17 protein-coding genes are annotated in these 19,501 nt (G+C 44.8%); 11 read left to right on the top strand and 6 right to left on the bottom strand.

The features are described from left to right. Positions 1–6: 6 nt before the first annotated feature. Positions 7–2,832, bottom strand: coding sequence for a TonB-dependent receptor (locus GGE08_RS00450; protein WP_179382953.1), 2,826 nt, complete (start codon positions 2,830–2,832; stop codon positions 7–9). A gap of 185 nt (positions 2,833–3,017) precedes the next feature. On the opposite strand from GGE08_RS00450, the gene GGE08_RS00445 reads away from it, so the two are divergent. Both GGE08_RS00445 and GGE08_RS00440 read left to right on the top strand, forming a co-directional pair. Continuing rightward, on the top strand, positions 3,018–3,704 hold the full coding sequence (locus GGE08_RS00445) for a response regulator transcription factor (RefSeq protein ID WP_179382952.1): 687 nt from the start codon (positions 3,018–3,020) through the stop codon (positions 3,702–3,704). After that, the gene (locus GGE08_RS00440) at positions 3,704–4,786 is read left to right on the top strand and encodes a cell wall metabolism sensor histidine kinase WalK (protein ID WP_179382951.1); all 1,083 of its coding nucleotides are present in this window, start codon (positions 3,704–3,706) and stop codon (positions 4,784–4,786) included. The genes GGE08_RS00445 and GGE08_RS00440 overlap by 1 nt, the downstream gene beginning before the upstream one ends. Here GGE08_RS00440 and GGE08_RS00435 read toward each other — a convergent pair. Beyond that, a complete protein-coding gene (locus GGE08_RS00435) occupies positions 4,684–5,823 on the bottom strand; it encodes a glycosyltransferase (RefSeq protein ID WP_179382950.1) in 1,140 nt (379 codons plus the stop codon). The two genes, GGE08_RS00440 and GGE08_RS00435, sit on opposite strands and share 103 nt — an antisense overlap. 87 nt (positions 5,824–5,910) lie before the next feature. Here GGE08_RS00435 and trmB point away from each other — a divergent pair, with 87 nt between their 5' ends. The 3 genes from trmB to GGE08_RS00420 are packed head-to-tail and all read left to right on the top strand — an operon-like array spanning position 5,911 to position 7,546. Next, the gene (trmB, locus tag GGE08_RS00430; RefSeq protein WP_179382949.1) at positions 5,911–6,579 is read left to right on the top strand and encodes a tRNA (guanosine(46)-N7)-methyltransferase TrmB; all 669 of its coding nucleotides are present in this window, start codon (positions 5,911–5,913) and stop codon (positions 6,577–6,579) included. A gap of 3 nt (positions 6,580–6,582) precedes the next feature. After that, complete coding sequence (locus tag GGE08_RS00425) at positions 6,583–7,218, top strand: LysE family transporter (protein WP_179382948.1); 636 nt, start codon at positions 6,583–6,585, stop codon at positions 7,216–7,218. A gap of 4 nt (positions 7,219–7,222) precedes the next feature. Next, on the top strand, positions 7,223–7,546 hold the full coding sequence (locus tag GGE08_RS00420) for an MGMT family protein (RefSeq protein WP_179382947.1): 324 nt from the start codon (positions 7,223–7,225) through the stop codon (positions 7,544–7,546). On the opposite strand, the gene GGE08_RS00415 is transcribed toward GGE08_RS00420, so the two are convergent. Further along, positions 7,547–9,208: an amidase gene (locus GGE08_RS00415; protein WP_179382946.1), complete on the bottom strand. Its 1,662-nt coding sequence runs from the start codon at positions 9,206–9,208 to the stop codon at positions 7,547–7,549. A 222-nt stretch (positions 9,209–9,430) separates the two neighbouring features. Between GGE08_RS00415 and GGE08_RS00410 the strand changes: the two genes are divergently transcribed. The 4 genes from GGE08_RS00410 to GGE08_RS00395 all read left to right on the top strand — a co-directional run bounded on the left by GGE08_RS00410 (position 9,431) and on the right by GGE08_RS00395 (position 12,330). Continuing rightward, positions 9,431–10,570 (top strand): Mrp/NBP35 family ATP-binding protein, encoded by a 1,140-nt coding sequence (locus GGE08_RS00410; RefSeq protein ID WP_179382945.1) that lies wholly within the window; start codon positions 9,431–9,433, stop codon positions 10,568–10,570. Between the two features lie 11 nt (positions 10,571–10,581). Beyond that, the gene (locus GGE08_RS00405; protein ID WP_108246045.1) at positions 10,582–10,818 is read left to right on the top strand and encodes a NifU family protein; all 237 of its coding nucleotides are present in this window, start codon (positions 10,582–10,584) and stop codon (positions 10,816–10,818) included. Positions 10,819–10,881: 63 nt separating this feature from the next. Next, positions 10,882–11,940, top strand: a complete 1,059-nt coding sequence (locus GGE08_RS00400; RefSeq protein WP_179382944.1) for an NAD(P)/FAD-dependent oxidoreductase — start codon at positions 10,882–10,884, stop codon at positions 11,938–11,940. Positions 11,941–11,997: 57 nt separating this feature from the next. Beyond that, on the top strand, positions 11,998–12,330 hold the full coding sequence (locus GGE08_RS00395; RefSeq protein WP_179382943.1) for a 2Fe-2S iron-sulfur cluster-binding protein: 333 nt from the start codon (positions 11,998–12,000) through the stop codon (positions 12,328–12,330). Here GGE08_RS00395 and GGE08_RS00390 read toward each other — a convergent pair. Further along, entirely contained in the window at positions 12,327–14,063 is a 1,737-nt protein-coding gene (locus GGE08_RS00390) for an ABC transporter ATP-binding protein (RefSeq protein WP_179382942.1), read from the bottom strand. The genes GGE08_RS00395 and GGE08_RS00390 overlap by 4 nt on opposite strands. A 122-nt stretch (positions 14,064–14,185) precedes the next feature. On the opposite strand from GGE08_RS00390, the gene GGE08_RS00385 reads away from it, so the two are divergent. Both GGE08_RS00385 and GGE08_RS00380 read left to right on the top strand, forming a co-directional pair. Continuing rightward, positions 14,186–15,229 carry a TPM domain-containing protein gene (locus GGE08_RS00385; protein ID WP_179382941.1) on the top strand — a complete coding sequence of 348 codons (1,044 nt, stop codon included), beginning with the start codon at positions 14,186–14,188 and terminating at the stop codon, positions 15,227–15,229. Positions 15,230–15,414: 185 nt separating this feature from the next. After that, a complete protein-coding gene (locus GGE08_RS00380) occupies positions 15,415–17,580 on the top strand; it encodes an acylase (RefSeq protein ID WP_179382940.1) in 2,166 nt (721 codons plus the stop codon). A 9-nt stretch (positions 17,581–17,589) separates the two neighbouring features. Here the strand turns inward: GGE08_RS00380 and GGE08_RS00375 are convergent, their stop codons facing one another. Continuing rightward, positions 17,590–18,252 (bottom strand): hypothetical protein, encoded by a 663-nt coding sequence (locus tag GGE08_RS00375; RefSeq protein ID WP_179382939.1) that lies wholly within the window; start codon positions 18,250–18,252, stop codon positions 17,590–17,592. A gap of 67 nt (positions 18,253–18,319) precedes the next feature. Then, entirely contained in the window at positions 18,320–19,474 is a 1,155-nt protein-coding gene (locus tag GGE08_RS00370) for an acyltransferase family protein (protein WP_179382938.1), read from the bottom strand. Positions 19,475–19,501 lie beyond the last annotated feature (27 nt).

Here is a 19,501-nt window from a genome sequence, read left to right as displayed (position 1 = left end):
ATAGAATTAAAATTTATATTTAAGGGTTAGCCCAATGTTAACCCCAAGGTTATACTCTCTTATTACAATGTCGCCCAAATCAGTACCCTCTCTAACGAAGGTGATATCTGGGTCCAAAATATTTTTGGCTGAAAGATTGGCTTCAAAGTGCTCTCCAAAAGAGTTTTGCCACACGAAATTCAATGTGGGGACAGCCTTTTCAACTATGTTGCCCAAGCTACCGGCCCCTAAAGAGAAAATACGATCGGAAAAATAAGAGAAGGCCACTGTGGCTTTCGGTTTATAATTTCCAAATGTGGGACTATAGTTTAAATCCGCTTTAATAATGAATGGAGACGCCCCTTCCAACTGATCTGAAGATCGGTCGAATGAGGTTCCAAAGGTGTTTTCAGTACCGGCAGGGATATCTTTTAAGTCCTGTTCGGTGTGGGTGTAGGCCGCATTCAATCCCATGGAAACAATGGCGTTTTCGTCGCTGTCCATCACAAGATTTTTTCTGGCCTCCAATTCAACCCCGTAAATATCCGCTTGGTCACCTGTCCTAAAATAGCGTTGTGTACCTGTTGCATCGGCTGCAACGACTCGGTTCACAGGGTTCTTGATTGTTTTTGCGAAAGCCGCCAAGGAGATGATTTCCCCTCTTTCCAAGAACCATTCATATTTAAGGTCGTAGTTATAGATATCTGAATAAGTGGCGCCATCACCGTTCAAACCGCCCAAAAGATCAGGGTTACCACCCACCCTTTGGGTTACCGATTCGTAAACAAAAGGGGCAACCTCCTTAAATTCTGGAAAAGAAGCGGTTTTGCTGAATCCAGCCCTTAGGTTCGAATTTTCATTCAGGGCATATTTTACGTTCAAGCTAGGTAAAAAGATGTTTTCGTAAACTTCCCTAAAACCTGGGTCTACGGGACTGATATTGATTACATCGTACTCCACTTTTTGGCTGAAAGATTCGATACGAATACCGGGCACAAGGCTTAGTTTATCTGTTAGGCCTAGCTCTGCCGTGGTATAGAAAGCATGGATTCCCAAATTACCTTTATAAGTGTTCTCTGGTAAACCAGGTCGGTTGGTATTGCCAATTTCATTGGTGATAGGATTAAGAACAATGGTATTCCAAAGTCCTGCACCTGAGGGAATATTAATGTTTTCTACATTAAAAATGGAGTTGAGGTTGTTTACATCGGTTACAGGCGTATTGTCCCTATTTACAATATCATAGCCATAACGGATGCTGCTGAACCTACGTTCTTTCCTCCTTCCATTGTAGCCAAAATTGAACTTAACCTTATCAGAAACCTTATAGCCCAAGTTCATAAAGCTGTTTAGCTCGTTTTCATCTATACTTTGAAAAAAACGTTGGTTATCAAAAGGAATGTTGGTGTAGAATACCGGATTGGTGGTATCGTCGTTGTCCAATGCCAATTGATAGTTTTCTAAGGTGATACGTTTTCTGTCCGGCTCATCTGAAAACACTTTGTTGAAACCAACGCCCCAATCCAATGAAAGTTTATCATCGAACAAATGTTGACCGGTCAATTGATTTACAAAAATCATATCTTGGTTAAACTGAACGTTCATTACATAAAAGCCTTGGTCCGTGTCCAATATGGCATCACGGTTTCTTCCCTGACCGTTCACGCCATAATAGCCAACCCTGTCGGCGGCGCTATTCACAAATAATGAACTGAACTTCACCTTGTTTTCGGTGTTGATGCGATATGTAACATTTGCTAAAGCTGTGGTGGTCGATTTGTATGCAAACTCTCGAACATCTGGAAAGTCTACCTTAAGCACATTGGTAAAGTCCCTAGCAGGTCCTTCCCAAATCTCATAACCATTGGCAAAACTTGCCGCGCCAAAAAAGCTCAATCTGGACTTGTCATCATTGAAGTCGAAGGAATAACCACCCTCAATTGCCCCGTTAATGTTAATAGGGTCCCAGGCAGCTTCAGGGTCTACGCCATGGGAGAGAACTACTGCAAATGGATTGTTGTCATATCTATTGTAGAAACCAAAATCGCTGGTACCTTCACTCTTTACAAAATCTTCGCCAGCGGCATTGGTGTTGATTCCACTGCCCATAGAAACTTCCAAGTAACCATCTCCAGTGTACTCTTTTGAATCTACATTAACATTTCCTGCGGCGAAATCGCCGTAAAATGTAGGGCTGTATGCTTTGCTAACAGCCACATTTTCAATGATACTGGAACCGAAAAGATCTAAGTTGATGTTCTTTTTTTCCACATCATTGGATGGGAGTGAAAGACCGTTCATGGTGGTGTTCTGGTAACGATCACCAAGACCTCTCACATATACGTTACTCGACCCCTGTTGTTTTGAAATACCTGAAATCTGGGCCACGGCAGCTGCTGCATCATCAATACCTTTTAAGGTCAATGCTTCCGCACTAATGGCCTCTTGCATCACCAAAGCGTTCTTTTGTTGGAGCAAAAGGGCTATTTCAGAATCCTTTCTTGCCGTTGTGGTCACTACCACTTCATCAAGACCAACGCTACTGGCACCAAGACCGGCATTGATTTCGGTTACCTTGCCCGCCTCAACAACAACATTAGGCACTTCCAAGGTTTCATAGCCCAAGAAACTAAATACTAAGGTATAGGTTCCCGGTTCTACATCTTCAATCTGGAAAAGACCATCAAAGTCGGAAGTTGTCCCCTTTGTAGTCCCTTTAATCAGCACGTTGGCAAAGGGTAGAGGTTCATTGTTAAGCTCCTTGTCCGTAAGTTTCCCTACAACGCTTCCGTTCTGTTGGGCGGATAGCACCAGGGTAAATAAAGAAAAGGCAAATAATAGATATGTTTTCATACTCTACGCTGTCGTATTAATTCGGGGCAAAGAAACGGGGAGGTTGTAAAAGCGGTGTTAGTTGTATGTTAAGTGTTTATTTCAGTTCTGTTACAATAATGTTACTAGATTAAATGAACGTTAACCGTTTATCCCGTAAGTGTATTATCTTTACATTTGGGCGATTAACACAGAAACCACATCCTATGAAAAACAAGGACATTAAGATTCTGCTAGTAGACGATGAACCTGATATTCTGGAAATTATAAGCTACAACCTCGCAGAGGAAGGTTACGAAGTATTTACTGCCAAGAATGGCGCCGATGGCGTGGCCAAGGCCAAGAAGAAGAATCCGCACCTGATCATTATGGATGTGATGATGCCCGAAATGGATGGAATCGAAGCCTGTGAACAAATTCGTAACACGCCTGGGCTGGAGGATACCATCATTGCCTTTTTGACCGCCCGTGGCGAAGATTACTCCCAAGTGGCGGGGTTTGATGCAGGAGCCGATGACTATATCACCAAGCCCATTAAGCCCAAAGTGCTGGTGAGCAAGGTAAAGGCCTTGTTGCGCAGGTTGAAGGACGATAAAAAAGAAGTAGAGGATATTGTAAAGGTGGGAGAAATCGTCATCAACCGGGAAGAATACAAGATTGTGAACAATGGAGAGGAAATGGTGCTGCCCCGCAAGGAATTTGAGTTGTTGTCGCTATTGACCTCCAAACCCAACAAGGTTTTTAAGCGCGAGGTGATTCTGGATAAAGTTTGGGGCAACGAGGTGGTCGTTGGTGGCCGTACCATCGATGTCCATATCCGAAAATTACGCGAAAAAATTGGGGATGACCATTTTAAAACCGTAAAGGGCGTTGGGTATAAGTTTGTGCTCTAATGGCCATAAAACTAAAGAAATCATACAAGTTTGCCTTAAGGTCTTCACTGGCCATCACCCTTTTAATTACCGCTGTTTTCGTTGGCTTCCAATGGGACGCCGGAAGTGTTGACTGGATTCATATCCTCCTTTTTGTTGTATTGTGTTTTGGTATCTGTTTTGGCATCATTCAAATACGGGTGGAGCGATTTATTTATCGACGTATCAAAAAGATTTACGACGATGTTTCCCTTTTGGAATCCTCCTCCTTTTCCTCCAAACCGGTTACCACCGATATGCGAACCTTGGTCCAGGAGATCGAAAAGTTCGCCGAAGGCAAGAAAATTGAAATCGATACCCTAAAAATCCGCGAAGAATACCGAAAGGACTTTTTGGGGAACGTTTCCCATGAGCTCAAAACACCCTTGTTTACGGTCCAAGGTTACATACTTACCCTATTGGATGGAGCAATGAAGGACAAGAAGCTTCGTAAAAAGTATTTGCAGCGCGCCAGTAAAGGGGTCGAACGTTTGATTTATATTGTAAAAGACCTCGATTTGATCACCAAGTTGGAAGCTGGGGAATTAAAATTGGAACGGGAGGATTTCGACATCATAGAGCTCATTCAAAATACCTTTGACCTATTGGAGATGAAAGCCGCCCGAAAGGAAATTTCACTAACTTTTGATATGGAGTACCCCAATCCCATTTACGTTAACGGTGATCGTGATAAAATACAGCAGGTGATCAGCAACTTGCTGGTCAACTCCATTAAATACGGACTGCCCAAGGGAACTACGGAAGTAAGCGTGGAAAACCTCATAAAAAACAAGGTAATCGTTCGGGTTACGGATAATGGCGGTGGAATTCCCAAACAGCACATACCACGCCTATTTGAACGCTTTTATCGTGTAGACCAGAGCGGTAGCCGCGCCGAAGGGGGCTCGGGACTTGGACTCTCCATTGTAAAGCACATTGTAGAGGCCCATGGTGAAAAAATCTATGTGGAAAGCGAAGTGGATGTAGGTTCTGAGTTTTCATTTACACTGGAGAAAGCATCAAAAACCCCTGTGGTAGAAAAGACCGAAAACAAGTCCGAATAGTCCGTTTGGGATTCAAATTGAGTCAACCCCTTAAAGTCGCCAATTCTGGATAAATCATTTAAAGAGAAGTCCTCTTGAGTGCTGAAAGGGACCAGTCCCTGCTTTTGCATCCGTTTGGCCAAATATTCCTGTTCGTATTGCCCAGGAGTCGGGATAAAAAATGCCTTCTTTTCCAATTTGGCCAGATCCATTACCGTAGTGTAGCCCGATCGGCACAGCACCTGTTTGCTTTGGTTCAGGGCTTCTTCCAGTTCGGCCGACTTCATAAAATTGTAATGGATGATGTTTCCGTTGGGTGTCTTTATCTCCTCCCTCACCTGTTCATCTTCAATTCTTCCCTTTACAAAAAGAATGTTGCCTTCAAAACCCCGTAGTTCGTTCAACAGTTTTTCTTCTAGAAAAGTGCGCTGAGGTTCTGGGCCCGATAGCAAAACCATCAAATCATACATCAGGGGAATTTCCTTTTTTTCAAAACGGCTCAAGGGCCCCAAATAGGCAATGTTCAATTTGGATTTTTTCAAATGGCCCAACTTCCCGGTCAAATTGGGTTTGTCCTGTACATCGGGAACCCAACAGGCATCAAATTTTTTGATGATTTTTTGATGGGCCTTGGAACTCATCCAAGTTGTATTGCCCGAAAGCACGTTGAGTTGATGCGTGATGAACACACAGGGTACTTTTTTATGATAGGCTCCCAATCGGTTATCGGAAATGATACCATCCAAACCGTGCTCCTTCACCAAACGTTTTACTTCCTTCTTTTCCTTGGCCATGGCCTTGAGGACCTTGGGGGAATCCCAAATCATTTTGATTTTGAAGTTTTTCGCCTTCTCCGCATAAGAGATCTTATAGGAAGGCAATTCAAAAGCGGGCAATTCGGGAAATTCTTTTTTTAATAAGGATAAGGCCACCCCATCCGATGCAATAAAGGGTTGATGGCCATGGGCCAGTAATTCGTGGATAATGGGGATGCACCTAGTGGCATGTCCCAGTCCCCAATTTAATGGAGCGACCAGAATACGTTTGGAACTTTCCATGATCACAAAAAAACAAAATGCGAATTGCTTTTAGATTTCCTTAGTTTTGCCAAATCATTAATTTTTTGCTCAATTCAATACCAAAAAGTGGGAAGTAAGAACAAACTCAAAAGGTTCAAGGAAAACGAAACATTCGCCAATGTGGTGCAGCCCAGTCGCGAAGAGGTCATGGCTGGATTCAAATATAAAGGCAAATGGTCTTCCTTTTTTGGCAATAACAACCCGATAGTTTTGGAGCTGGGCTGTGGCAAAGGAGAATATACGGTGGGTCTTGCGCAAATCAACCCCCACAACAACCATATTGGTATCGATATCAAAGGGGCGCGGTTCTGGCGTGGTGCCAAAACTGCTTTGGAAAAAGAGTTGAACAATGTGGCCTTTTTGCGTTCTCAGATAGAATTGGTGGACCATCTTTTTGGAGAGGGCGAAGTCAGCGAAATTTGGATAACTTTCCCCGACCCACAAATCAAGTACAAACGGACCAAACATCGTATGACAAATCCCGTATTTCTGGAACGGTACAAGAAAATATTGAAACCAGGCGGACTCATCAACCTTAAGACCGATAGCGAATACATGCATGGCTATACCTTGGGACTTTTACAGGGGTTGGGGCATGAAATCCTGTATGCCAACCACGACGTTTATAAAAACGAAGGGGCACCTCCCGAAGTTCTCGAGATTCAAACTTTCTATGAAAATCAGTATCTTGAAAAAGGAAAACCAATTACCTATATCCAATTTAGGATCAACTAACCAATGACCCACGTACTCATTCTCTTTTTTGCCACGTTTTCGGCCGCCTTTATGGCAACGGTGCCGCCGGGTCTGCTCAACATGAACGCAGCCAAGGTGAGCGTGGAGAAGGGAAAACTGAACGGAATCATATTTAGTTTGGGCGTCTCGAGTACCATAATGGTGCAGGCCTATATCGCAGTTTACATTTCAAAGTTTTTATATCGAAACCCAGAAGTGGTCGATGTACTTTTTAAGATTGCGGTGGCCGTTTTTGCATTTTTTGCCATTTACTTTTTCGTAGTGGCCAAACGGAACAAGGCCAAGGCACAGGCCATCAAGGAAGTGAATCTGAGCAAAAAGAACAGCTTCTTCAAGGGAGTGTTGTTAGCTGCCCTCAATTTATTGACCATCCCCTATTACAGTGGCTTGAATGCCATGTGGAACGAGGCCGGATGGATCAAGTTCGAGGCCAAGGACATCACCACTTTTGTAGTCGCAGCTGGCACAGGTACTTTCTCGGTGCTTTACCTCTATACCTTTTATTTTGACAAATTGGAGACCAAGAACAGTCGCTTTTCAAGGAACTCCAATTACATTTTGAGTGCATTGATGTTGCTCTTGCTCATCATTACCCTGATTCGAATTATGTACCGTTGATCCTATGGAAGAGACAAACTTCTTTGATAAGGTCTACGAAGTGGCCAAACAGATTCCTTATGGTAGGGTAACGTCTTACGGAGCAATAGCCAAATATTTGGGAGCTGCCCGAAGCGCCCGTATGGTGGGTTGGGCGATGAACAATTCGTTGGCAAAGGATGTTCCCGCACATCGTGTCGTGAATCGAGTGGGCGTACTCACGGGAAAGCACCATTTTGATGGCACCAACGTAATGCAGCAGCTCCTCGAGAACGAAGGAATCCCAATAGAGGACAATCAAATTGTCGATTTTCAAAAATACTTCTGGGACCCTGCCCAAGAACTTTGATCAATACCCTGGAGGATGCAACTCGTCAAAAGAGGTGTTGTCCTGAAACGCTTTGGCCAACAATAGAATACTTGCTTCGTCATACAAATTGCCCACAAAGGTCATGCTTGTTGGGTGGTTTTCATCGTCCAAGCCCGTAGGTACCGAAATAACGGGATGACCCGTTAAATTGGTGGCCAAGAGTTGGTCGTTTCCAAAAGTGGGAGAGATCAACACATCATAATTCTTCATCAAATCCTGCATTTTTTGGATGAGCACCTGTCGCTGGCGGTTCGCCTGAATGTATTCCACAGCGGGAATAAATCGGCTCTGTCGTAGTGAATTTGCGCGGGAACGCTGGTCTTGCTCTACCATTGAATCTACCTCTCCCGAACGGACCAGTTCATCAAAAAAGGCACCTGCTTCCGCTCTTAAAATAATGTCGAAACCACGATAGGGCAACGCCTCGGGCATTTCCACGGGCGTTGGGTCTATACCCATTTCCTTAAGCGATTTTAGGGCATTTCTCAGATTGTTGCCGGATTCAGTCGTGTCCTTTTCGATATCTTTCTGGAGATAGGCGACCCGTAAATTTTTGATGTCTTTGCTCCAATCCACCCCAAACGGAAGGTCCACTGTGGTCAAATCGTTTTTATCCTTTCCCTGAATGGCCTCAAACACAATGGCACAGTCCTCTGCATTTCGGCCCAGAGGCCCAACCTTGTCCATGGACCAGCTTAGGCTCATCACCCCATGGCGACTCACCCTGCCGTAGGTAGGCCGCAATCCCGTAACCCCGTTTCGGGTACTGGGAGAAGTAATCGAGCCTAGGGTCTCTGTCCCCAGGGCAAATGGAACAAGTCCTGCTGAGGTGGCCGAACCCGACCCGGCAGAGGAACCACTGGCCCCTTGGGTGGTGTCCCAAGGATTTTTGGTTTTTCCATCGAACCAAACATCACCTCGGGCCAAAGCCCCCGAAACCAGTTTGGCCACCAGAACGGCCCCTGCATCTTCCAGTTTTTCTATCACCGTCGCCGTTTCATCGATTATTTGGTCCTTGTACGGAGCCGCGCCCCAAGTGGTGGGATATCCGGGAACCGCCATTAAATCTTTGGTCCCGTAGGGAATGCCGTGCAAGATGCCACGATAATTTCCGTTTTGGATTTCTTCGTCGGCCCGCTTCGCTTGTTCCAAGGCCAAGCTATCCGTAATAGTGATGGTACATTGGAGTGCCGGCTGGTATTTTTTCAATCGGGCCAAGAAGAATTTCGTGAGTTCCGTTGAGGTTATTTTTTGATGTTTAATGAGGGAAGCCAGCTGCGGGATCGTATAAAATGCCAATAGGTCGTAAGGCTCAGGTACTTCTACATAGTCGGGTATATTCCATTGGGTTCCTTCCTGTTGCTCTGGCATTTGGAAGCCAAAGGGAGTAGGGTCAAAACGGACGGCAGGAAATACTCCGTTGTCCAACGGGTATTTACGAAGGGAATCAAAACCACTTCTATTTCGTTGCAAATAGGGGTAAAGCGTATCGATTTGTTTGTTGGCGAAATGTAAGCCGATGAGTTTTTCCGATTTTTTGACGTCCCGTTTGCTAAAGAAATTTTTGTTGGTGGAACAGGAAATCCAGGTCAGGGAAATCAGAAGAAGGAGAATAAGGGGAAATTTGGTTTTGGTTGGCATATGGGTCGATAATTTGAAATAGCGGCTTCTAAACTACATTTTTTCAAAAAAAAGAGCATCATTTAGGACTCGTTTTGTGTCCGAAACCTTTTTTAAAAAGAAACTTAGGGTCGATTCTCAGTTTTTTTGAAAATCGGAGGGACAACTTCTTAATCTAAGACCAACATCGTATCTTTGTAGTTTAGAACCAGTTCAAACAATTGGTTTAAAAAATTGCAAATCATGAAGTTGAAAAAAGCAGATATACTCAAGGCATTGGAAAAAATTTCCGCACCGGGCGAAGGCCAAAATTTGGTGGAAAGCGGTTCGGTGACCAATGTTCAGGTGTTTGGCGACGAGGTCGAAGTGGATGTCACCATAAAGAACCCGAGTCTTCAGGCAAAAAAGAAGACCGAGGTGGAGATTTTAAAAATTATCCACAGCGAGGTATATGAAAAAGCCAAAATAAAGGTCAATCTAAAGGTGGATGCCCCTGCCAAGCCCAAGGTAAACCAAATCAAAGGGAAACCCATTCCCGGTATACAGAACATTATTGCCGTTGCATCCGGCAAAGGGGGCGTAGGTAAATCTACGGTTACGGCCAACTTGGCGGTGACCTTGGCCAAAATGGGCTTTAAAGTAGGTTTGTTGGATACGGATATCTACGGACCGTCAATGCCCATTATGTTCGATGTGGCTGCGGAAAAGCCTTTGTCCATCAATGTGGATGGAAAGGCCAAAATGAAACCAATCGAAAATTATGGGGTGAAGTTGCTTTCCATTGGATTCTTTACCCAACCCAACCAAGCGGTGATTTGGAGGGGTCCTATGGCCGCAAAGGCATTGAACCAAATGATTTTTGATGCCCATTGGGGTGAATTGGATTTTCTTTTGTTGGATTTACCTCCGGGAACAGGGGATATCCATTTGAGTATTATGCAATCCTTGCCGGTAACAGGCGCGGTCGTGGTAAGTACACCACAAGAAATTGCATTGGCGGATGCCCGAAAAGGGGTGGCCATGTTCCAGCAAGAAGCCATCAATGTGCCGGTATTGGGAATCGTGGAGAATATGGCGTATTTTACACCTGCGGAATTACCCGATAACAAATATCATATCTTTGGTAAAAATGGGGCAAAGAACCTCTCAGAAGACTTAAATGTTCCATTTTTGGGGGAAATACCACTGGTGCAGAGCATTCGAGAAGCTGGTGACGTAGGAAGACCTGCTGCGCTGCAGACGGCCACTCCCACAGAAGAAGCTTTTGAGGAACTGACGAAAAATGTGGTACAGGAATTGGTGCGAAGAAATACAGACCTTCCTCCAACCGAGGCAATAAAAATTACAACAATGGCTGGTTGTTCCGCTGTTAAAAAGAAGTGAGCATGACAACAATGACATCAGAAGAAACAAGAAGCAATGTAGAGAAGGCGTTGGAAGAAATCCGACCTTTCCTGCAGAGCGATGGTGGAGACATCACATTGATTTCCATCGAAGACAATACCGTGAAGGTTCGATTGGAGGGTAACTGTATTGGCTGCAGCGTCAACCAAATGACCTTGAAAAGTGGCGTGGAAATGACCATTAAAAAATATGCCCCTCAAATCGAAGAAGTCATCAATATTTCCTAACTGATTAAAATCATAAATCTTTTTTGAGGCAAGCAGTAAGTTGCGTGCCAAAACCTCTTGTATATGATCAAAACAGATATTCTGATAATTGGAGCGGGACCTACGGGTCTCTTTGCTGTTTTTGAAGCTGGCCTGTTGCAGCTAAAGTGCCATTTGATCGATGCCTTGCCGCAAGCTGGTGGACAATGCTCGGAAATATATCCCAAAAAACCCATTTACGATATCCCCGGATTCCCCGAAGTATTGGCAGGCGACTTGGTAGACAATTTGATGGAACAGATCAAGCCCTTTCAGCCTGGTTTTACCTTGGGTGAGCGTGCAGAGACCATCGAAAAATTGGATGATGGCACTTTTATCGTCACTACCAACAAAGGGACCAAGCACCATGCGCCAGTAGTGGCCATCGCAGGTGGTTTGGGCAGTTTTGAGCCCAGAAAGCCCCTGTTGGAAAATCTGGAAAAATATGAAGATAACGGTGTAGCCTATATGATTAGGGAGCCGGAAATCTATCGGGGTAAAAAAGTACTGATTGCAGGAGGGGGAGATTCCGCCTTGGATTGGTCCATCTTTTTGACCGATGTTGCCGAAGAAGTCACCTTGGTACACCGTCGGAACGAGTTCCGGGGGGCATTGGATTCCGTAGAGAAGGTACAGCACCTCAAAAATGAAGGCAAAATCAATCTGATTACCCCAGCAGAAGTAGTTGCCCTAAAAGGGGAGGATAGCTTGGAAAAAGTAACCGTACAAAACACCAATACTTCCGAAGAAACCGATATAGCCGTGGATTATTTTATCCCCCTTTTCGGATTGTCCCCAAAATTGGGGCCTATAGCCAACTGGGGATTGGAGATTGAAAAAAATGCCATCAAGGTGGACAATACCTATGATTATCAGACTAATATTCCTGGGATTTACGCCATCGGTGATGTGAATACCTATCCGGGCAAGTTGAAATTGATTCTGTGCGGGTTCCACGAAGCGACCTTGATGTGCCAAAGTGCCTACCAAAAAATCCATCCAGATAAAAAATACGTGATGAAGTATACCACCGTGGGTGGCGTAACCGGTTTCGATGGAAGCAAGAAGGAGGCCCCGAAAGCTGTGGTGAAAGCAATCGACTAAGTATAAGTGCAATTTTAAATAGATAGCGGAACTGTATACAAAGGTTCTCGACGAGGTATGAGCGATATCAAATTAAAAATAATTGACCGGGAAGGTGTTGCACACGAAGTGGATGCCCCTACCGATATGAACATGAACCTCATGGAAGTGGTTCGTTCGTACGAATTGGCTCCAGAAGGAACCATCGGTATTTGTGGTGGTATGGCCATGTGCGCCTCATGCCAATGTTATATTCAGTCGGACCATCAGCTGCCTGAAAAGTCTGATGATGAGGAGGCCATGTTGGCCGAAGCCTTTTTTGTAAAGGACAATAGCCGCTTGGGCTGTCAAATCCACATTACCGAGGATTTGGACGGTCTGGAGGTGGAACTTGCCCCTGAAGAGGCCTAAATCCTCGCTTGGTACGTAAAGAGGTTGTAATACCTTCCCTCGGAAGCAATCAATGTTTCGTGGGTACCCTGTTCCAAGATATGACCATTTTCAATCACTAAAATTTGGTCCGCTTTGCGGATGGTGCTCAGCCGGTGCGCAATCACAAAGGTGGTTCTACCCTTGGTAAGTTCGCCCAAACTTTTTTGGATCAAGGCTTCGGATTCCGTATCCAAACTTGAGGTAGCCTCGTCCAAGACCAATATTTTAGGGTCGGCCAAAATGGCCCGCGCAATGGCAATCCGTTGGCGCTGACCTCCGGATAGCTTTACCCCACGCTCCCCGATCAGGGTGTCCAATCCTTTGTCAAAACGGTCGGTGAATTCGTCGACGTAAGCCGCTTTTACCGCTTCCATCAATTTTTCCCCACTGGCATTGGGCCTGGGAAACAAAATGTTCTCCCGAATAGTGCCCTCAAACAAAAAATCATCCTGTAACACCACTCCTAAATGTTGGCGAAAACTGTTTAGGTTTACTTTGGACAAATCGTGCCCATCAATGGTGATGGTGCCCGAATCAGGATTAAGGAAACTGGCCGCCAAGCCTGCAATGGTGGATTTACCTGAGCCAGAACTACCGACCAAGGCAATCACTTGCCCTGGAGCTACATCAAAACTGATGCCGTGCAACACTTCTTTATCCGCTTCATAGGAAAAGCGCACATCGGAGAAAGACATTCGTCCTTCAACATGATCTAATAGTATGGTGCGGTTTTCCTCATCGGACTCCTCTTCGAGATTCATGAGTTCTTCAGTGCGGTCCAGGCCCGCCAATGCTTCCGTAAGTTGACTTCCCACACTGCTCATTTGAACAATAGGGGCAATCATCAAACCCAATAAGACCGTAAATTCCACAAATTCACCTATGGTAAGCGTATCCTGTATAATTTTATAGCCGCCAAAACCCATCACACTGGTCGTGGCTACGCCCAATAAAAAGGTAGACGAACTCGTCATAAAAGCGGTGGTGGTCAAGCTCTTTTTTACGTTTTCATACAGGCGTTCCACCCCGACTTCAAACACTTCTTCTTCCTGCTTTTCCGCGTTGAACCCTTTAATGACACGGATTCCACCCAAGGTTTCTGTCAACCTACCTTTGACTTCTGCATTGATTTTCCCGCGATTCCTGAAAATGGGCCGAATGATTTTAAAAGCCTTTAATGCGATAATGGCGAAAATAGTCAATGGGATAAAGGTGAACAAGGTCATGAATACACTGATGTCCATAAGCAGGATAAGGGAAACCACGGCCGTAATGATGCCTCCCACCAGTTGTACCAAACCAGTGCCGATGAGGTTCCGTACACCTTCCACATCGGACATGATACGAGAAACGAGCGCTCCGGATTTTGCATTGTCAAAGAATCGGACAGGCAGGGCCAACACCTTTTTCTGTACCTGTGCCCGAAGCTCGGAAATCAGATACTGTGCCTGCACGCTCAATATTTTCGTCAACAAAAAAGAAGTGACCGCCTGGACAAAAATGGCGAACATGACCCCGGCCACCAGATATTTCAGCATGTCCACATCTTTGTTCACAATAACATCATCAATAAGGTGTTTGGATGCAATTGGAGCCACAAAACTGGCTGCTTTGCTTATAGCGATGAGCAAAAGACCAAGAAGCACCAATTTGCGTTTGGGCCAAATAATGGTTTTAAATGCGGTGAGGATACTTACTTTTTTGTTGGACATAGCAGTTTTTCGAAAGAGGGTGCAAGTTACGGCAAATTGGAAGGGATGCCGAATCTTGATTTTTTTAATCGTGTAAAAGCCTACAAATGTTATATTTAGGCATCTAAATTAGACCACTAACCATGCCCAAATCACTACATCTGATTCTATTGTTTTTAATGAGCTCCTTGTCTTATGCACAAGGAACGTACCCTACTTTAACCGAAATCGTAACAGACAAAGCCCAGATTTTTACCCCGTCCGAATTGGAAGAGCTTCGCACAAAACTCTATCAATTTGAATCGGAAACCAGCAACCAATTGGTGATTTTGACCATAGATGCATTGGGCAACGAAACCATTGAGGGGTATGCGTTTGAAGTGTTCAACCAAAACAAATTGGGACAGGAGGGCAAGGACAATGGTATTTTGATCCTTTTCTCCAAACTGGACCGGGAAGTTCGGATTGAGGTGGGCTACGGATTGGAATCCTACATCACGGATGCGGTTGCCTCCCGAATCATCCGCAATACCATGATACCGAAATTCAAAGAGGAAGATTATTATGGTGGACTGGATCTGGCCACCGATCAAATCATTGATTTTTTAAAACACCCGGAAGCGTTGGAGGAATTTAAGGCAGAAATCGCCGAGGAGGAGGAAATGCCATGGTGGCTACTGGGATTGATCAGCCTGTTCTTGTTGATGTTCGTCGCCGCTGGCGCATTTGTTTTTTATAAGGGCTATTCCACTCTCATTGAAATTTTGCGGGGCATATTCACTGGAAAGTTGGCCGTGGTTCGAGGCATTTTTATGGCCATTTTCATGTCGTTTCCCATGGTTTTTGGACTTGTTTTTATGGGGATGCCTATATTTTTTATGGCGATGATCTTGGGGTTTGAAGAGGTGCTTCTCGAAAATGGAGTAAGTGTTGGGATTTTGGTGCTTTCCGGACTATTGGCTTTTGGGGTTTTGACCATTATATTGGTGATTCTAAAAATCAAGAGAAAAGGAGACGAAGGGTTTAAACTTTCCCTGTTGAAATCGGATAAAGCCTACATGAAGAAAACCTTTTCATCATCTGGAACCCATTCTTTTGGTTCCAGTTCTGGGGGAAGAAGCTCATCCAGTAGTTTTTCTGGAGGTGGCGGCAGTTCTGGAGGTGGTGGGGCCAGTGGAAGTTGGTAATTGTGGTTTAATTTCTGTATTTTCCAACAACTAAATTTAACACCATCAATTATTATGGCTAATTCTTTTGTGATTTTCATTTTAGGGTTTATAGTTGGAATGGTGGTTCTTTTTGCAATCTTTAAAAAGAAAAAATAAAAGTGGTCTTATCAAATTGAACCGTTAATACCTTTTCAAACTAACTTATGAGAAACTTACTATTCGCCGCCATCCTGATATTTATATCCTGTTCCCCATCTCCTCAAACCGAGGTGGAACAATGGGAGGCCCAAGCTGAGAACATTACCATTATCCGTGATAATTTTGGCGTTCCCCACATTTATGGAAAAACAGATGCCGATGCGGTTTTTGGCTTGTTATATGCCCAATGCGAAGATGATTTTAACCGGGTGGAACAAAACTATATTTGGGCCACGGGCCGATTGGCCGAAGTGGAAGGCGAGGATGCCCTCTACAGCGACCTTCGGGCAAAAATGTTCATGACCGAGGAAGAGGCCAAGGCCAATTACGAAAATAGTCCCGAGTGGCTCAAGGAGCTGTGCGATGCCTTTGCCGACGGTATCAATTACTACCTACACACCCATCCTGAGGTGAAACCAAAACTGCTGACCCGTTTCGAGCCATGGATGCCGATGTATTTTAGCGAAGGCTCCATAGGAGGGGATATTGAACGTATTTCCACACGAAAAATCAAAAGTTTCTACGAAAGTGGGATGGAATTACCCGAGATGGAGGCCCTGCGACTCAAAAAGGAAGCTGAAATGGAAGAACCCCAAGGTTCTAACGGAATCGCCATTTCCGGTGATTTGACCGAATCCGGTAATGCCATGCTCTTAATCAATCCCCATACCTCCTTTTATTTTAGGGGCGAAGTGCATGTGGTGAGCGAAGAGGGATTGAACGCCTACGGAGCTGTAACATGGGGGCAGTTTTTTGTGTATCAGGGCTTCAATGAAAAGACCGGTTGGATGCATACCTCTACCTATACCGATGTAATGGACGAGTTTAAGGAGACCATTGTAAAGAACGATGGCAAGCTGTTTTACCAATATGGGGAAGAATTACGACCTGTGGATTCCACAACCGTCACCCTAAAATATAAGGAAGGGGAGGCCATGAAAGAAAGAACATTCCCCATGTACCGAACCCATCACGGACCGATTACACATCAAGTGGATGACCAATGGACCGCTTCGGCCATGATGTGGGAACCGGTCAAGGCGTTGGAACAGTCCTATATCCGAACCAAGCAGGACGGTTATGAAGGTTTTCGCAACATGATGGATATACGGACCAATTCTTCCAATAATACGGTTTATGCGGATGCCGAAGGTAATATTGCCTATTTCCATGGGAATTTTGTGCCCAAGCGCGATACCATTTTTGATTACACTGAGCCTGTGGATGGTAGCAATCCCAAAACAGATTGGCAAGGATTGCATACGGTGAATGAAAATATCTTGGTACTCAATCCAGCCAATGGTTGGATTCAAAATTGTAATTCCACCCCTTATACTTCTGCTTTGGAGTACAGTCCCAAGCGGAAGGACTATCCCAATTACATGTCCCGGGACCAAGAAAATTTTAGGGGTATCCATGCCATTCAACTTTTGACAGGAAGAAGCGGATACACTTTGGACAGTTTGATTGAGCTGGCCCACGACCCCTATTTGCCTGCCTTTGAAGCATTGATTCCGGGTTTGGTCAGGGCGTATGACAATAATCCGGACCCAGCCTTGCAGGAAGCTATCGATACACTTCGGAATTGGGACTATACCACATCCAAAGAATCCATTGCAATGACATTGGCGCACTATTATGGAACCCTTTGTTATGCGAAGGCGGAAAGGCCTGAAGGGATGTTTTCCATGGAATTGGTGGAATATTGGGGAGATGCATGGGACGACGATAAAAAGCTTGCCTTCCTCAAAGAGGCCTTGGGTATTTTGGAGTCCGATTTTGGAACTTGGAAAATGCCTTGGGGCGAGGTCAATCGTTACCAACGTTTAAATGGTGATATCCTTCAACCTTTTGATGATGCCAAACCCAGCATTCCCATTGGTTTTGCCAGTGGTACTTGGGGGGCATTGGCTGCCTATGGCGCCCGATATGATAACAATACCAAAAAAATCTACGGTACTCGGGGCAATAGCTTCGTAGCGGCAGTCGAGTTTGGCGATAAAGTGAAGGCGAAGACCATATTGGCCGGTGGACAGAGCGGCGACCCAAATTCTCCACATTTTAACGATCAGGCACAGCGCTATGCCGATATGGAATTCAAAGATGCCGCTTATTACAAAGAAGATGTGCTCAAACGTGCAAAAGAGACCTACTCGCCCGGTAAAAGGTAAGATAAGGGTTTAGTTGTTCTTTTCGATGCCAGTGTCCTCTTCCTTAACGATGATGAGGCTGGCCTTTGAACCTGTGGAGAGGTTCCAGCGGTTGTTATGGATAACCACGCCCTTGTCGTCGGTGACTACTACCTGTGCGGTATTCGGTCCAGAAGAACCTTGGTTCAAGGCTTCGAACTCTACACGGTTAAAACCCTCCACTAAATCCAGATTGAGTCCTTTGAAAGAACCATCGAGTAGCAGATTGTACTCTACAACTTCACCGTTGACATATATTTTGATGCGGTCACCATCCACATATTCGTGGTCGCGGGCCACAATGCCCACAAACTTGGCTTTGGTGGTGAAATCTCCCAAATATTGGTCTCCAAAATATTCGTTGGAGCCTTTTTCCTTTTTTTCTTTGATCTTTGGGTCGATGACCATGTCGTGACCTGCCTGAACCAGTTGCCTGTCTGGCAACATTTGAACTCCGGGCTTCTCATTCTTGGAGGTAAGGCTCTCGTCCAGCACGGAAGGCATTCTTAGCAAGGTACCTTGGTTGCTGGTTTTGACATCGAGCTTATTATTATCGCCAATTTTTAAGGGCCGGGTTGTGGGAATGTCACCTTGCGCATGCATGGGCATGGCAAACAAAAGAACCCCTAACAAAGCAAATACACTCTTTTTCATGGCAACTAAGGCAATGGTCCAATTATAAAATTAGCAAATACCTTGCCACCAATTGTATAAATTGACGTTAAATCGTTAAGCTGTAGTCTTTTTTGGAGTGCTTTCTCTTTTTAAGTCCAAAAAGTGGGTGTAGAACGGGTATCCGAAGGATAATCAAGTCGTAAATGAGCCAACTCAGTCCAAAGGTACCTACAACAAGGATCAACGCCTTGGGGGCAAGTCCCCAATCCAAATCCATTACAAGATAGCCGATGCAGACCGTGATGGTCTGGTGCAATATGTAGAATGGGTATACGGCCCTGTTGGCATAGGCAAGTCCAGTGCTCGGTTTGTTGAGGTATTGGGCGGCGTAGGCAAATAGCACCAAGATCCACGACCAGATATTCACCACTTTCAGAAGGGCCTCGGTAAAGTGAATTACATAACCGTCTTCAAAAAATAACCAGATGATGGCCTGCCCCGCAAAACCTACGATACCTAAAAGAAGGGCTTTTTTCTTCATCCTGCCCAAGGTATTCCAAAAGATATCTCCCGTAGCGACCAGAACAAAGCCGTAAAAAAACAGAATGATGCTGAATATAAAATTAAACCAGTCATCCACCAAAGCATGGGTAATGGGAAAAAATGGTTCTACCAAGGATTCCACCAAATAAAGCGGAATCACGAATAGGTAAATGCCCCATGATTTTTGGATGATGTTTTTAACCCATTCCACGAATTTTGTGCTGTGGTTCCTCAAATAGACGAAAAACGGGGCCAAGACCCACGAGAAAACCAGCAAATATGGCAAAAACCACAGGTGATGCCAACTTAAATTTCCTTCGGGATACACCCCATCAAAAGCAACTGTTGAAAAGAATGCCCAATAGGAACCCGTAAACTGTCCCTCTGCCAAGCGTTCCACGTACACTTGAGGGGGCACAATAAGCAACATACCTACCACCAAAGGAATCCCCAAGCGCAGAAATCGTTCCCACATAAATTTTCCCATCCCGCGTTTGCCCAGGGCATAAAACGTACCCATTCCGGATATCACGAAAAGTATGGGCAATCGCCATTGGTTTAAAAACAGCATGGGCCAGCGCAGCCAATCGTAAATAATGTTGTTTTTCACATGCCATCCCCAGGGGACAAAGAACATCCCCACGTGGTAAAAAATAAGTAGGCCGAATACAATCACCCGAAGCCAATCCAAATCGTAACGTCTAATGCTGGAATCCATTGCTAAAATTTTTTCCAAAGATGTGGA

The organism is Allomuricauda sp. ARW1Y1 (genome assembly GCF_013407935.1).
Classification (GTDB): Bacteria; Bacteroidota; Bacteroidia; order Flavobacteriales; family Flavobacteriaceae; genus Flagellimonas.
This window is presented reverse-complemented; position numbering and strand designations above follow the sequence as displayed.

Coding starts and splice junctions, on each gene's coding strand:
- GGE08_RS00450 (WP_179382953.1), bottom strand. CDS start 2,832: ATGAAAACATATCTATTATTTGCCTTTTCTTTATTTACCCTGGTGCTA.
- GGE08_RS00445 (WP_179382952.1), top strand. CDS start 3,018: ATGAAAAACAAGGACATTAAGATTCTGCTAGTAGACGATGAACCTGAT.
- GGE08_RS00440 (WP_179382951.1), top strand. CDS start 3,704: ATGGCCATAAAACTAAAGAAATCATACAAGTTTGCCTTAAGGTCTTCA.
- GGE08_RS00435 (WP_179382950.1), bottom strand. CDS start 5,823: ATGGAAAGTTCCAAACGTATTCTGGTCGCTCCATTAAATTGGGGACTG.
- GGE08_RS00425 (WP_179382948.1), top strand. CDS start 6,583: ATGACCCACGTACTCATTCTCTTTTTTGCCACGTTTTCGGCCGCCTTT.
- GGE08_RS00420 (WP_179382947.1), top strand. CDS start 7,223: ATGGAAGAGACAAACTTCTTTGATAAGGTCTACGAAGTGGCCAAACAG.
- GGE08_RS00415 (WP_179382946.1), bottom strand. CDS start 9,208: ATGCCAACCAAAACCAAATTTCCCCTTATTCTCCTTCTTCTGATTTCC.
- GGE08_RS00410 (WP_179382945.1), top strand. CDS start 9,431: ATGAAGTTGAAAAAAGCAGATATACTCAAGGCATTGGAAAAAATTTCC.
- GGE08_RS00405 (WP_108246045.1), top strand. CDS start 10,582: ATGACATCAGAAGAAACAAGAAGCAATGTAGAGAAGGCGTTGGAAGAA.
- GGE08_RS00400 (WP_179382944.1), top strand. CDS start 10,882: ATGATCAAAACAGATATTCTGATAATTGGAGCGGGACCTACGGGTCTC.
- GGE08_RS00395 (WP_179382943.1), top strand. CDS start 11,998: ATGAGCGATATCAAATTAAAAATAATTGACCGGGAAGGTGTTGCACAC.
- GGE08_RS00390 (WP_179382942.1), bottom strand. CDS start 14,063: ATGTCCAACAAAAAAGTAAGTATCCTCACCGCATTTAAAACCATTATT.
- GGE08_RS00385 (WP_179382941.1), top strand. CDS start 14,186: ATGCCCAAATCACTACATCTGATTCTATTGTTTTTAATGAGCTCCTTG.
- GGE08_RS00380 (WP_179382940.1), top strand. CDS start 15,415: ATGAGAAACTTACTATTCGCCGCCATCCTGATATTTATATCCTGTTCC.
- GGE08_RS00375 (WP_179382939.1), bottom strand. CDS start 18,252: ATGAAAAAGAGTGTATTTGCTTTGTTAGGGGTTCTTTTGTTTGCCATG.
- GGE08_RS00370 (WP_179382938.1), bottom strand. CDS start 19,474: ATGGATTCCAGCATTAGACGTTACGATTTGGATTGGCTTCGGGTGATT.